The sequence below is a fragment of the Microbacterium suwonense genome, from assembly GCF_030296555.1.
In the GTDB taxonomy this organism is placed as follows: Bacteria; Actinomycetota; Actinomycetes; order Actinomycetales; family Microbacteriaceae; genus Microbacterium; species Microbacterium suwonense.
The window spans coordinates 1,983,322-1,996,744 of sequence record NZ_AP027728.1 but is presented as its reverse complement, the minus strand read 5'-3'; the positions used below and the strand labels follow the sequence as shown (position 1 = coordinate 1,996,744).

Annotated in this window: 9 protein-coding genes, 1 tRNA gene and 2 pseudogenes; 11 read left to right on the top strand and 1 reads right to left on the bottom strand. The window is 70.2% G+C overall.

The features are described 5' to 3' along the window. Positions 1 to 12 precede the first annotated feature (12 nt). The 11 genes and pseudogenes from QUE33_RS09995 to QUE33_RS09945 all read left to right on the top strand — a co-directional run bounded on the left by QUE33_RS09995 (position 13) and on the right by QUE33_RS09945 (position 10,420). Positions 13 to 672 carry a GntR family transcriptional regulator gene (locus QUE33_RS09995; protein WP_286299653.1) on the top strand — a complete coding sequence of 220 codons (660 nt, stop codon included), beginning with the start codon at positions 13 to 15 and terminating at the stop codon, positions 670 to 672. A 52-nt stretch (positions 673 to 724) separates the two neighbouring features. Beyond that, complete coding sequence (locus QUE33_RS09990; protein ID WP_286299651.1) at positions 725 to 1,360, top strand: asparagine synthase; 636 nt, start codon at positions 725 to 727, stop codon at positions 1,358 to 1,360. Positions 1,361 to 1,429: 69 nt separating this feature from the next. After that, positions 1,430 to 1,502: transfer RNA gene (locus QUE33_RS09985), tRNA-Arg, on the top strand. Positions 1,503 to 1,745: 243 nt separating this feature from the next. Then, a pseudogene (locus QUE33_RS09980) lies at positions 1,746 to 1,943 on the top strand (succinate dehydrogenase); the annotation flags it as partial. Between the two features lie 150 nt (positions 1,944 to 2,093). After that, on the top strand, positions 2,094 to 3,917 hold the full coding sequence (locus QUE33_RS09975) for an ABC transporter ATP-binding protein/permease (RefSeq protein ID WP_286299650.1): 1,824 nt from the start codon (positions 2,094 to 2,096) through the stop codon (positions 3,915 to 3,917). Beyond that, on the top strand, positions 3,835 to 4,731 hold the full coding sequence (locus tag QUE33_RS09970) for an ABC transporter ATP-binding protein (RefSeq protein ID WP_286303136.1): 897 nt from the start codon (positions 3,835 to 3,837) through the stop codon (positions 4,729 to 4,731). The genes QUE33_RS09975 and QUE33_RS09970 overlap by 83 nt, the downstream gene beginning before the upstream one ends. Continuing rightward, positions 4,728 to 6,491 carry an ABC transporter ATP-binding protein gene (locus tag QUE33_RS09965; RefSeq protein ID WP_286299648.1) on the top strand — a complete coding sequence of 588 codons (1,764 nt, stop codon included), beginning with the start codon at positions 4,728 to 4,730 and terminating at the stop codon, positions 6,489 to 6,491. The genes QUE33_RS09970 and QUE33_RS09965 overlap by 4 nt, the downstream gene beginning before the upstream one ends. 61 nt (positions 6,492 to 6,552) lie before the next feature. Continuing rightward, entirely contained in the window at positions 6,553 to 8,040 is a 1,488-nt protein-coding gene (locus QUE33_RS09960) for an L-serine ammonia-lyase, iron-sulfur-dependent, subunit alpha (RefSeq protein ID WP_286299645.1), read from the top strand. A gap of 71 nt (positions 8,041 to 8,111) precedes the next feature. Further along, complete coding sequence (locus QUE33_RS09955) at positions 8,112 to 8,699, top strand: TetR/AcrR family transcriptional regulator (protein ID WP_286299641.1); 588 nt, start codon at positions 8,112 to 8,114, stop codon at positions 8,697 to 8,699. Between the two features lie 237 nt (positions 8,700 to 8,936). Next, a complete protein-coding gene (locus tag QUE33_RS09950) occupies positions 8,937 to 9,695 on the top strand; it encodes an ABC transporter ATP-binding protein (RefSeq protein ID WP_286299639.1) in 759 nt (252 codons plus the stop codon). Then, on the top strand, positions 9,692 to 10,420 hold the full coding sequence (locus QUE33_RS09945; RefSeq protein WP_286299638.1) for an ABC transporter permease: 729 nt from the start codon (positions 9,692 to 9,694) through the stop codon (positions 10,418 to 10,420). Before QUE33_RS09950 ends, QUE33_RS09945 begins: the two co-directional genes overlap by 4 nt. A 390-nt stretch (positions 10,421 to 10,810) precedes the next feature. Here the strand turns inward: QUE33_RS09945 and hrpB are convergent. Beyond that, positions 10,811 to 13,355 (bottom strand): annotated as a pseudogene (gene hrpB / locus QUE33_RS09940) (ATP-dependent helicase HrpB). Positions 13,356 to 13,423: the final 68 nt, after the last annotated feature.

Below are 13,423 nucleotides of genomic sequence, written 5' to 3'. Positions count from 1 at the left end.
TTGAATCCCCACATGGTGCGGGATCGGATCAGCCGACTGGAATCGGAGCGTGTGGCGGATGTGCTGCGCGATGACATCATGCTCGGGCGACGTGAGCCGGGCTCGCGGCTGGTCGAGCGCGACATAGCGGCGGAGCTGCACGTCTCACGGCTTCCGGTGCGCGAGGCGATCAGAATGCTCGTCGCCGACGGCATCGTCGTGGCCAAGCCCCGTACCTGGGCGGTGGTGCGGGAGTTCTCGGTGCAGGACCTGCAGGACTTCGCCGAAGTGCGCACCGCGATCGAGACCCTCGCATTCGTGCTGGCGACCGAGCGCATCGACGAGAACGGGCTGGCGCTGCTGGAGTCCATCGTCGACGAGGAGGAGACCGCTGCGGCGTCCAACGACGTGGAGACCTCGCGCACGGCATCCGCGAAGTTCCACTTCACCGCCGTGCAACTGTCGGGAAACGCCATGCTCGTCGAGCTGGCCGAGTCGATGATCACGCGACTGCGCTGGCTGTTCGGCCAGTACGACGAACTGTCCGAGACGGCCGGTGCTCATCGGGAGATCCTCACCGCGATGCACGCGCGTGATGTCGATGCCATCGGGCGCATCATCCCCACCCATCTGATCGACGGGCAGCTGGCCGCGGAGCGACGCCTTCGAGCGCGGGAGGGCGCAGCGGACTGACATCTCTCGCCGCCGTCGGCGGCTGCCGGTACGCTCGATTCGGGAGGTGCTCGTGGGACGTACGGCGGATGCCATCGGCGAGGGTGTCGCGATCGCCACGGCGGCTGCGAAGCTGGCCGTGAAGAACCAGATCCTGGTCGGGACGATCGCGCGCGGCGGCGCCTTCGAGATCGACCACTACATGGATGTCGCGCGCGCCGCGCTGCTGTCCATGGCGAAGGAGTCCGACGACGCGGCGGATCTGCTCACGCGGCTGCGCAAACGGGCCAAGGGGCGTCACTCCGACCCGCACGGCACTCATGACTACCGCGACCGCGACGTGCGGAACCTGCGACGTCGAGCGAAGCAGTCCGCTGGCGTGGCCGAGCGGCTGCGGAAGATGACCGAGGAGCCCGAGGCGCTCGGCGAGCTCGTCGAAGAAGCGCGGGCTGCCGCCTGGAGCGACGTGCGTGGCAACCTCGACCGGCGGTTGCGGGTCGAAGGCATGCGCCCCGACCAGGATCCCGACTATGACCGCATGCGCGATGCACGGATGCAGGCACTCAAACTCGTCGATCTGCAGGCGCTCTCATCCGAGCAGCGCGCACGCCGGAAACGAGCCAAGGCGGCGGAGAAGGCTGCGGAGAAGGACGCGGCGAAGAGCGAGCGCAGCACCCGGCGCGAGGCCCGACAGGTGGGCGACACCTGACGTTCCCGGTGATTTCACTTAGCGGTCTGCGGTGCTGTAGGCTGTTCCCTGGCCTGCTGAGCGGGCCGGGCGCCACTAGCTCAACGGATAGAGCATCTGACTACGGATCAGAAGGTTGGGGGTTCGAATCCCTCGTGGCGCACACTGTGTTGAGACAGTGACGAGACGGCTTCCACTTCGGTGGGGGCCGTTTCTGCGTTCCTCGTCCTGACACTGTGGCCTATAACCCGACACTGTGCAGAGCCGGGTCGCGGTCCGTGAAATGCTCGGCGGTGACTACGAGCACGTCCCGCATCGCCGCGACTGCCACGCCTGGCGTGACGTCGGAGCGGTGCGCCAGGCTCACCGTGCGAGTGCCGGCGTGGTGCGAGATGAGGACGGGCTTCTCGAGGGGCTGCGGGAGCGGCGCGAGACCCGCGGATGCCACAACCGCAGTGACTTTCCCGACACCGACCCCACGCTGCAGGTGAACCTCGTCTGGTCGCCGAGCACCGGAGTCGTCCGTGAGCCGATCGCTGCGATCCCCGACGAGGTCGCAGAGCTGATGCGCGATGTCGACTCGGTGGGAAAGCTGGTCGAATAGCGGCGGTGACGCGAGAAGCCGTTCACCGGTACCCCGAATGGAGGTCGACAGCCGCCGTGTATTTGGTTAGGCTCACCTTAGTTTTCATTGGGGTGGCATCATCCACGCCGGGCGGAAGTCGTCGCCGGGCAGGGCCGGGGAAGGAACGTGATGGCCAAGCGCGGGTTCCACGGAGCGATCACGCGTGCGTACGGGGCGCGCGATCACGAGGCGACCGTGACGGGTACAGAGCTGCTCGCACCGAACTTCCTGCGCGTGCGCATGACCTCGCCGACGCTGCTGCAGAACGCGGTGGTGGCGCCGACAGCCTATCTGCGGTTCTGGTTCCCCGATCCCGACCGGGGAGAGTTCGAGTTCCAGCGCGGGTACACCCTTTCGGAGGCCGACGAGGCGACCGGCGCGTTCGCGGTGGACTTCGTGCTGCACGAGCCCGCGGGGCCCGCCTCCGCCTGGGCGCAGAAGGCCGAGCCGGGCGCGACCGTGCAGGTCACGTCACTGGGTTCCACACGGTTCGACCTGCCCGAGGAGCTGCCGGCCGGCTATCTGCTGATCGGCGACTCGGCATCGATTCCGGCGATCAACGCCATTCTCGGTGAGCTGCCCGCCGAGATACCGGTGGAACTGTACCTGGAAGAGCATCAGGAGGCCGACCGACTGATCCCGCTCACAGCGCACCCGCGTGCGCAGGTGCACTGGATTCCCCGCCGGGGTGAGACGTCGCTGGCGGCCTCGATCGAGGCGCGGGACTGGTCGGACTGGTATGCGTGGACGGCCGCGGAATCAGGGTCTCTCAAGCACCTGCGGGTACGACTGCGAGACGAGTTCGGCTTCCCCAGGTCGGAGATCCATGCACAGGCGTACTGGTACCACGGGCGCGCGTTCGGCACGAATCGCTCGAAGGCCGTGCCGGAGCCCGAGGTCGCCGAGACGGCCGAGACGGGAGAGGTCGTCGAGAGCGCTGCGGACGCCGTGCCGGAGCCGACGTCTGCCGGAGTCGTGGAGTCGGTCGAGTCCTCGCCACGCGGCGCCTGGCGGGCACAGGCCGGTGGCCGGCTCATCGCCCCGCTGCGCACCACGATGATCGTCGCCGGCATCGCGCAGCTGCTCATCGTGCTCGTGCAGCTGGCGCCTTTCGTGCTGCTGGTCGAGCTCTCCCGCCTTCTGCTGACCGGTGCCGACACCTCACGGCTGTGGGCGATCGGACTCTGGGCGGTCGCACTCATGGGCGTCGGGGTGCTGCTGAGCTCCGCGCTGCTGCTGTGGCTGCACAGCGTCGACGCGCGCTTCGCCCGAGATCTGCGGCAGCGGCTGCTGACCAAGCTCGCCCGCATGCCGCTGGGCTGGTTCGACGCCCGAGGATCCGGGCGGATCAAGCAGCTCGTGCAGGACGACACGCTCTCACTGCACTACCTCGTCACCCACGCGGTCCCCGATGCCGTCGCGGCGGTCGTCGCGCCTGTCGCCGTCCTCGTGTACCTGTTCCTCGTCGACTGGCGCATCGCGCTGCTGCTGTTCCTTCCCGTGCTCGTCTACATCGTCGGAATGGCGATCATGCTCGTGCAGTCCGGTCCCCGCACCGCAGAGGCGATGCGCTGGGCTGAGCGGATGAACGTCGAAGCCGGCGCGTACCTCGACGGTCAGCCGGTGATCCGGGTGTTCGGCGGTGCCGCCGCCTCCACCTTCCGCCGTCGGCTCGGCGAGTACATCGCCTTCATCAACTCCTGGCAGCGCCCTCTCCGGGCAGAAGGCATTCATCGACCTGGCGACGCGACCCGCGACGTTCCTGCTGCTCATCTGCGCCCTCGGAACCCTGCTCATCGCCACGGGAAGCATGGATCCGGTCGCGCTGCTGCCGTTCCTGCTGCTGGGCACGACGTTCGGCGCCCGCCTGATGGGCATCGGCTACGGGCTGTCGGGCCTGCGCACCGGGCTGCTGGCGGCGCGCCGCATCCAGGTCGCGCTCGACGAGCCTGAGCTCGAGACCACGGCGGCGGGAGACACGGCATCCGCCGTCCCCGCAGGACGGGTCGAGTTCGACGATGTCGGGTTCTCGTACCGTCCCGGCGTCCCGGTGCTGCAGAACATCGCCCTCGCCCTCGAACCGGGCACCGTGACGGCCCTGGTCGGTCCCTCCGGATCGGGCAAGTCGACCCTCGCGGCGCTGCTGGCCCGGTTCCACGACGTCGAGAGCGGTGGGATCAGGATCGGCGGACGAGACCTGCGTGAGCTCACCGCCGACGAACTCTACGCGCGCGTCGGGTTCGTGTTCCAACACACCCAGCTCGTGCAGGGCACCGTGCGGGAGAACATCGCCCTGGCCGTCCCCGCTGCGGACGACGCGCAGATCCACGCCGCGGCCCGCGCCGCGCAGATCCACGAACGCATCCTTCGCCTGCCCGACGGGTACGACACCGTGCTCGGACCCGACGCCGCGCTCTCCGGCGGCGAGCGGCAGCGGCTGACCATCGTCCGCGCCATCCTCGCCGACACCCCGGTGCTCGTCCTCGACGAGGCCACCGCTTTCGCCGACCCGGAGTCCGAGTACCTCGTGCAACAGGCACTGAACCGACTCACCACCGGACGCACCGTGCTCGTCATCGCCCACCGGCTGCACACCATCACCGGCGTCGATCGCATCGTCGTGCTCGACCACGGCCGGATCGCAGAGACCGGCACGCACGCCGAGCTGTTCGCCCGCGAAGGCCGGTATCGACAGCTCTGGGAAGCGGGAGAGCATTCGGCGGATGCCGTGTCGGCCGAGCACCGCCGAATGGAGGCGAACCGATGATCCGCACGCTCCTGGCACTGCTCCCGGCCGACAGCCGCGCCAAGGTGGGCGGTCACCTCGTGCTGACCATCCTCGGGGTCATCCTGCGCGCCGCGGGCGCGGTACTGCTCGTGCCTCTCGTGGCCGCGCTGTTCAGCGCCGATCCGGCGACGGCGTGGCCGTGGCTGGGGGCGCTCGCGTTCGTCACCGCGGCGGGCTGGGCGATTGATGCGGCAGCCGCCAAGCGGGGATTCGACCTCGGTTTCGGGCTGCTCGACACCGGACAGCAGGCCGTCGCCGACCGCATCACCGAGATCCGTCTGACGTGGTTCACCTCCGCGAACACGGCCACGACCAGACAGGCCGTCGCGGCGACGGGCCCGGACCTGGTCGGGCTGATCATCTACCTCGTCACGCCGATGATCGGTGCGGTGCTGCTTCCGCTCGCGATCGCCGTCGCGCTCCTCCCGGTCGCCTGGCCTCTCGGAGTCGCCGCGCTGGCCGGGGTGCCGGTGCTGCTCGGCGCCTTCTGGGCGGCCGGGCGGTTCAGCCGCAGCGCCGACCACGCCGTCGCCGACGCCAACAGCACCCTGACCGAGCGGATCGTGGAGTTCGCCCGCACGCAGCAGGCGCTGCGCGCGGCCCGTCGCGTCGAGCCCGAGCGCAGCCATGTCGGTGCGGCACTGGCCGCCCAGCACGGGGCGACGATGCGGATGCTGCTGCTGCAGGTTCCGGGGCAGGTGATCTTCGGGATCGCCAGCCAGATCACGCTGATCCTGCTCGCCGGCACCACTGTCGTCCTCGCGGTGGGCGGAGCGCTGAGCGTGCCCGAGGCGATCGCGCTCATCGTCGTCATCGTTCGCTACCTCGACCCGTTCACCATGCTCGCCGAGCTCTCGCCCGGCGTCGAGACCGCGTTGGGCACGCTGCGCCGCATCCGCGAAGTGCTGGAGGCCCCCACCGAGCCCGTGGGGGAGGAGGCCGCCACACCTGAGCGCACCGCAGAGACCGATGCCCCCAGGATCGAGCTGCGCGGCGTCGGCTTCCGCTACGGCGCGGATGACCAACCCGCCGTGCTCGACGGCTTCGACCTCGTGATCGAACCGGGCACGACGACCGCGATCGTCGGCCCCTCCGGATCCGGCAAGAGCACCGTCCTGGCGCTCCTGGCCGGGCTGCACCGGCCCACCGCCGGCAGCATCCGCATCGGCGGAGTCGACGTGACCACCCTGGATGCCCCGTCCCGCCGTGCGCTCGTCAGCGTCGTGTTCCAGCATCCGTACCTGTTCGACGGCAGCATCCGCGAGAACGTGCTCGCCGGACACCCCGCGGCCGACGACGAGCTCCTGGAGCGCGCCGCGGGCCTGGCGCGCGTCGACACTCTCATCGCTCGTCTGCCCGACGGCTGGGCCAGCCGCGTCGGCGAGGCCGGCACCACCCTCTCCGGCGGCGAGCGTCAGCGCGTCTCCATCGCCCGTGCGCTCCTCAAGCCCGCCCCGGTGCTGCTCGTCGATGAGGCCACGAGCGCCCTGGACACCGAGAACGAGTCGGCTGTCACTGCCGCCCTCGTCGACGATCCGACCCTGCGCACCCGGGTCATCGTCGCCCACCGGCTCAGCAGCATCCGCACCGCCGACCGCGTCGTCTTCCTCGAAGACGGACGCATCGTCGAGCAGGGCACGATCCCGGAACTGCTCGCCGCAGAGGGACGGTTCGCCGCATTCTGGCGACAGCAGGACGCCGCGAGCGGATGGCGGATCGGCCAGGGACAGACAACCTGACCGGGGTCTTCGGGTTCTCGAATACCGACCGATCGGTCGGCCGCGCACGTAGGCTGGGGGCGTGACTGCGTACGTCTCGGCCTTCGACCTGTTCTCCATCGGAGTGGGGCCCTCGAGCTCCCATACGGTCGGCCCGATGCGCGCGGGGCTCGACTTCGCTACCCGACTCCACACGGACCGCGTGCTCGATCGGGTCGCCCGGGTCACCTGTGAGCTGTTCGGCTCGCTGGGCGCCACCGGTCTCGGCCACGGCACCCCGGATGCCGTGGTCGCGGGCCTGCAGGATCTGCATCCCGAGACGTGCGACCCCGACGACGTGCGCGCGGCGTGGCAGGGCTGGCCGGAGGGGAAGAAGCTGAACCTTGCCGGCCGGCACCCGATCCCCTTCGTCAAGGACGACGTCACTTTCACGCCGCGCACCCGCCTCCCCGGCCACCCCAACGCGATGACGCTGCGGGCATTGGATGCCGATGGCCAGACGGTCGCCGAGCAGATCTACTACTCGATCGGCGGCGGGTTCATCCGTCGCGACGGCGAACAGGCCCGCATCACGGCATCCGTGCAGCCCTATCCCTACGCCGACGCCGCGTCGCTGCTCGCACTGTGCGACGAGAACGGACTGTCGATCGCCGAGCTCGCGCGCCTGAACGAGACCGCCGTGCGCAGCGAGGAGCAGGTGGCCGCCGGACTGGATGCGATCTGGGACGCGATGAGCGCCTGCGTCGATGCCGGACTGCATACCGGCGGCACGCTGCCCGGCATCCTCAAGGTCAAGCGCCGGGCATCCGACATCCGTGAGCAGCTCGAAGCCGCCGAGTCTGACGGGCACCGCGAGCTCCCCGGCGAATGGCTGGGCGCTTTCGCGCTCGCCGTCAATGAGGAGAACGCCGCGGGCGGCCGGGTCGTCACGGCGCCGACGAACGGCGCCGCCGGCATCCTGCCCGCCGTCGCGATGTACTGGTGGCGCTTCCTGGCCGACTCCGGCCTCGGTATCGGCAACGCGGTGACCCCGCACGGCGAGCTGGTCGGCAGTGCACTGCTGGGCTTCGGCGGATCCGCCCCCGCACCGGAGGAGCTGGACGACGAGCAGATGGCCGAGGCGAACCGGCGACGCGGCATCCGTCGCTTCCTGCTCACGGCCACCGCGCTGGGCTCGCTGTTCAAAGCAAACGCGTCGATCTCGGGGGCCGAGGGCGGGTGCCAGGCCGAGGTCGGCTCGGCCTGTGCGATGGCAGCAGGCGGGCTGACCGCGGTGATGGGCGGCACGAACCGGCAGATCGAGAACGCCGCCGAGATCGCGATGGAGCACCATCTGGGGCTCACCTGCGATCCGATCGGCGGGCTCGTGCAGATTCCCTGCATCGAGCGGAACGCCGTCGCGGCCTCCACCGCAGTCACGGCCACTCGGCTCGCGCTGCGCGGCGACGGGCAGCATTATGTGTCGCTGGATGCCGTGGTCGAGACGATGCGGCAGACCGGTGCGGACATGTCGACGAAGTACAAGGAGACCAGCGAGGGCGGCCTCGCGGTGAACGTCATCGAGTGCTGAGCAAGGTGCGTGCGGGGAGCCTGGGGAGCATGGTGGAGCTTCGGGCGCTGAACCGGTCGTAGGCTGGCGGCATGGCGACCAGACGCGGCAGGGGGCGGCCCCCGGGTGAGTCCGACGCACGCGCCCGCATCGCCGCCGCCGCTGTGCACGAGTTCGGCGAGCACGGGTACGACGGGGCGACCGTGCGCGGCATCGCGGCGCGGGCCGAGGTGGACGCAGCCCTCGTGCACCACTACTTCGGCACCAAGCCCGATCTGTTCGCGGAGGTCACCCAGTTCCCGCTGCGTCCGGATCTGGAGGTGCCCCGCATCCTGCGTGGCCCGCGTGAGGAGGCAGGGGAGCGCATCGTGCGCTTCGTGCTGGAGTCGTTCGAGCGCCCCGAGGTGCGCAAGCGCGGGGTGATCGTGCTGCGCACCGCCATCAGCGGCAAGCTGACCGCTCCGCTGGTGAAGGGGTTCCTCTCCCGAGAGCTGCTGCCGCGCGTCGCCGCGGAGCTGGATGCCCCGGATGCTGCGCTGCGGGCATCGCTGGTGGCATCGCAGATCGCTGGGATGCTGATCGCCCGCTATGTCGTGCAGCTTCCGGGGATCGCGGACGCGCCGGTCGATGAGCTCGTGGCACGCATCGCCCCCACCATCCAGCGCTACCTGTTCGAGTAGCGCCCCTTCCCGCTTCCTTTCTTGCTTTCTTCATGTGGCGCGTGTTGCTGCATCCTGTGCGCGGAGGCGACCATTTGCGCCACGTGAGGAATGTGGTGGGGTGAAGGTTGGCCGCCCGTCTTTCTTCGTGTGGCGCGTATTGCTGCATCCCGTGCGTGGAGGCGACTATTTGCGCCACGCCAGCAGCGGTCCGGCATGCTCTTGACGCGGCATCCGCTCCGATGAATAATTCAACACATGATGAATAATGGGGATGCGGTGGTGATCGACGGCCTGCGTGTGCAGCGCGGGCGCCATGTGGTGTTCGACGGCATCGACCTGCGCATCCCCCGCGGCCAGGTGATCGGACTGCTCGGTCCGTCAGGCTGCGGCAAGACCACGCTGATGCGCTCCATCGTCGGCGTCCAGCGCACCGACGGCGGCACCGTCGAGGTCTTCGGCGAACCGGCCGGGGCACCTGCCCTGCGTCGCCGGGTCTCCTACGGCACGCAGGGGTCGGCGGTGTACGACGACCTGACCGTGCGCGAGAACCTGCGCTACTTCGCATCCGTCCTCGGCGCCCCGCGCGGCGACGTCGATCGGGTGATCGCCGAAGTCGGGCTGACCACCCATGCGAATCAGTCGGTCGACGCGCTCAGCGGGGGACAGCTGAATCGCGTGTCGCTCGCCGTCGCACTGCTGGGCTCGCCCGAACTCGTCGTCCTCGACGAGCCGACGGTGGGCCTGGACCCGGTGCTGCGTGCCGAGCTGTGGGCGCTGTTCCGCCGCATCGCCGACGGCGGCACCACGATGCTGGTCTCCAGCCACGTGATGGACGAGGCGCTGCGCTGCGACCGGCTGCTGCTCATGCGCGACGGCCGCATCATCGCCGACACCACGCCGCAGCGGCTGCTCGACGACACCGGTCAGACGGATGCCGAGTCTGCTTTCCTCACGTTGATCCAGCGCGATGTCGGCCATGACACACGGCGCTCCCGGAGAGGGGAGGAGCGATGAACCGCATATTCGCCACGACCACGCGCGTGCTGCGGCAGCTGCGCCACGATCCGCGCTCGATCGCTCTGATGCTGGTGGCGCCGAGCCTGCTGGTGGGCCTGTTCGCCTGGCTGTTCGCCGATCAGGACGGCGTGTTCGACACCTTCGGCGGACCGATCCTCGCGCTGTTCCCTTTCATCGTGATGTTCCTGGTGACGTCGATCACGACCCTGCGCGAGCGCCGATCCGGCACCCTCGAGCGGCTCATGACCACCCCGCTGAGCAAGGCGGACTTCATCCTCGGCTACGCGCTCGCCTTCGGGCTCATGGCCATCCTGCAGGCAGTGATCACGGTGGTGTTCGCCGTCTACGTGTGCGGGCTGACCGTCGACGGCCCGCTGTGGCAGCTCGGCTCGGTGGCCGTGGTGGATGCGGTGCTCGGCACCGCGCTGGGACTGCTGGCGAGCGCCTTCGCCCAGACCGAGTTCCAGGCCGTGCAGTTCATGCCTCTCCTGGTGTTCCCGCAGATCATCCTGGGCGGACTGTTCATGCCTCGCGATCAGATGCCCGACGTGCTCTACGCCATCTCGGACTGGCTGCCGCTGAGCCACGCGATCGACGCGATCCAGGCGGTCGCAGCCGGGGACGAGGGGTGGGACGTCGGTGCGCCGCTGCTGATCGTGGCGGCGTTCGCCGTCGCCTTCCTGGTGCTCGCTCCGCTCACTCTGCGCCGTCGCACACCGTAGGTGTGGGTCCTCGGGTCGCGCGCCCCCTGGCTTCGCGGGTCGCAACACGCCGCAACGACCCGTGGGGATGCCGCGTGTTGCGCCACGCGAGCGAATGGGAGGGGTGACGCAGGCGGGCGGGAAGAGGGACGCACCCAGCGCCCGCCGTGGGATCTTGGACCTCCGACATTCTCACTCAGGTGTCATGTATGGCTGCCTCGGCAGCACGGATGCGGCGTGTTGCGCCACCTGAGGGAATGGAGTCGGATGCCGCGCGCACTCCCCGCTCGTGGAACTTCCTGTCTGGCACCAAACTTCCCTTTCAGGTGGCGCATCTGGTCGCTTCCCGCGAGCGGATGCGACCATATGCGCCACCTGGGCAAGGCGTGGCAGGTGGGGAGTGCGTGCGGCTCAGCCCCGGGCGGCACGGTTCTTCGTGTGGCGCGTGGGAGCGGCCTGCCACGGATCCTCGGGCCACGGATGCTTCGGATAGCGCCCGCGCATCTCGGCGCGCACCTGCGCATAGGGCCCCGACCAGAACGAGGCGAGATCATCGGTGACCGCGAGTGGGCGACCAGCCGGCGAGAGCAGATGGAACAGCACGGGAACCCGGCCGTCCGCGAGGCGTGGCGTCTGCGCCCAGCCGAAGCACTCCTGCAGCTTCACAGCGACGACGGGACGCGCACCCGGGTCGTCGACCGGCGGGTAGGCGATGCGGATGCGACTGCCGCTGGGCACCTCGAGCCGCTCCGGTGCCAGTGCGTCGAATTGTGCTGCCGCCGGCCACGGCAGCAGTCGACGCAGAGCGGATGCCAGGTCGACCCGTCCGGCCGGTGTGCCACCGGCGAGGGCATCGAGCTCGGGGGACAGCCAGCCGTCCAGGTCCGCGAGCAGCGCAGCATCCGACACCTCCGGCCACGGCGCACCCAGCTCGCGGTGCAGCAGCGCCAGCCGGCGGCGCAGCTGATCCGCCGCATCCGACCAGGTGAAGACGTCGAGTCCGTGCGTCCGCAGAGCGCGACGCACGGCATCCCGCCCCTCATCGGCTGTCGCGCGCACCGGCCCCGATGATCGTACGATCGCGCCGACGCGGCGTTCGCGGCGCGCCTGCACGCGACCATCGGTGAACTGCGCTTCCACACGATCCGTCATCAACGGTCCGGCCACCTGCTCCAGGTGCTCCTCGGAGATCACCGCCGCAGCACGGATGATCGCCCCGGAGCCCGCCGCTGCGCGTCCGGATGCTCGTGCGACATCGGCGACGGCCAGCCACCCGGCATCCGCCAGGGATCCGCGCACTCCCGCACGAGTGCCGGATGCCAGGAGGAACCTCGCCCCGTCTGCCGAGCGCTCCATGCGGCGCGCGATCCGCTCCGGGTAGGCCAGGGCGATGACCAGGCCGACCGCGTCGGTGCCGGCGCCGATGCCCGGAGCGGAGGGGACAAGCCGCTGGAGCCGGGTGACATCGCGAGCCCAGCGCCCGGCATCCGGCCTGCGCCCATTCCGCAGCGCGACGATGGCGCCGGCGACGTCGGCATCCGTGAGCCGCAGGTCGCCGCCCAGCAGCGCCACCACCTCGGCGGCGAGACGTGAGCCGACCAGCGGGCCGCCATCGCGCAGGGCGCGTGCCAGGCGGGGATCGGTGGGGATGCGTGCCAGAGCCCGCCCGTCGTCGGTCGCCCGCCCGTCGTCGTCGACGGCCCCCAGGCTCTTCAGCACGGTGACGGCGTCGGCCAGGCTGTCGGCGGGAAGCGGGTCGATCAGCCGCAGCCCGGTGCCTTGCGGTGCACCCCAGCAGGCCAGCAGCAGCGCCGCATCGGTGAGGTCGGTGGTGGCGATCTCGGGTGCGGGACGTGCGGGAGCGGCCGCGTAGGTGCGCTCGTCGACGCAGCGGATCACCGTGCCCGAGCCCTGGCGGGTGGCACGCCCGGCCCGCTGCACGCAGGAGGAGCGGGATGCCGCGGAGGTCACCAGTCCGCTCATGCCACGGGACGCATCGCGCTGCGGATGCCGGGCCAGGCAACTGTCGACCACCAGGCGCACGCCCGGCACGGTGAGCGAGGACTCCGCCAGCGAGGTGGTGACGATGATGCGCGGAGGCTGATCGGTGCGGCGGCCACGGATCACGGCATCCTGCTCGGCCGGGGGATCTGCCCGTGCAGCTCGCGCACGTCGAACCCGTCCGTCGCCTCGCGCAGACGCCGGGCGATCTCGGACACCTCCCGGGCTCCCGGCACGAACACGAGCACGTCGGCCGTCGGATCGCTGCGGGTCAGCTCCCCGGCGGCGGATGCCGTAGTGCGCGCCACATGGTCGAGGAAAGCCCACGTCACACCGCGCTCGTCCATGCGCGGTGCGGGGCTGGGAGCCCAGCGCTCGGTGAGCGGGAACGCTGCGACGGTGTGGTCGACGATCGGGGCGGGCGCGTCGTCGGTGCCGATGACTGTGGCGAGGCGATCGGCGTCGAGGGTGGCGGACATGGCGACCAGCGTCAGATCGTCGCGCAGCTGACGCACCTCTCCGAGCAGGCCGATCAGCAGGTCGGTCTCGATGGCCCGCTCGTGCCCCTCATCGATGATCACGGCATCCACACCGTCGAGTCCGGGATCATCCAGCATCCGGCGAAGCAGCACCCCCGCCGTGACGAACTCGACGCGGGTCTGTGGGCCGACGCTGCGCTCGCCGCGCACGGTGAAGCCGACCCGGGTGCCGAGCGCCGAGCCGTCGAGCTGGGCGAGCCGGCGGGCCGCAGCACGGGCGGCGACGCGGCGCGGCTGGGTGACGATCACGCGACCGGTGTGACGGGATGCCAGCAGTGGTGGCACGAGCGTGGTCTTGCCGGTGCCCGGGGTGCGCTGACGACGGCGGACGTGCTTGCGTCGAGCGCGGTGGTGAGATCGTCGAGGGCGGATGCGAACGACAGCCCCTCACCGATCCGCGCCAGGTCGAACATCATGTCTCCAGTCTGGCGCGGTCAGGGCGTTCGCCGCCCCCGTTGAGCGACGCTGCCCCTGCTCATTTGCG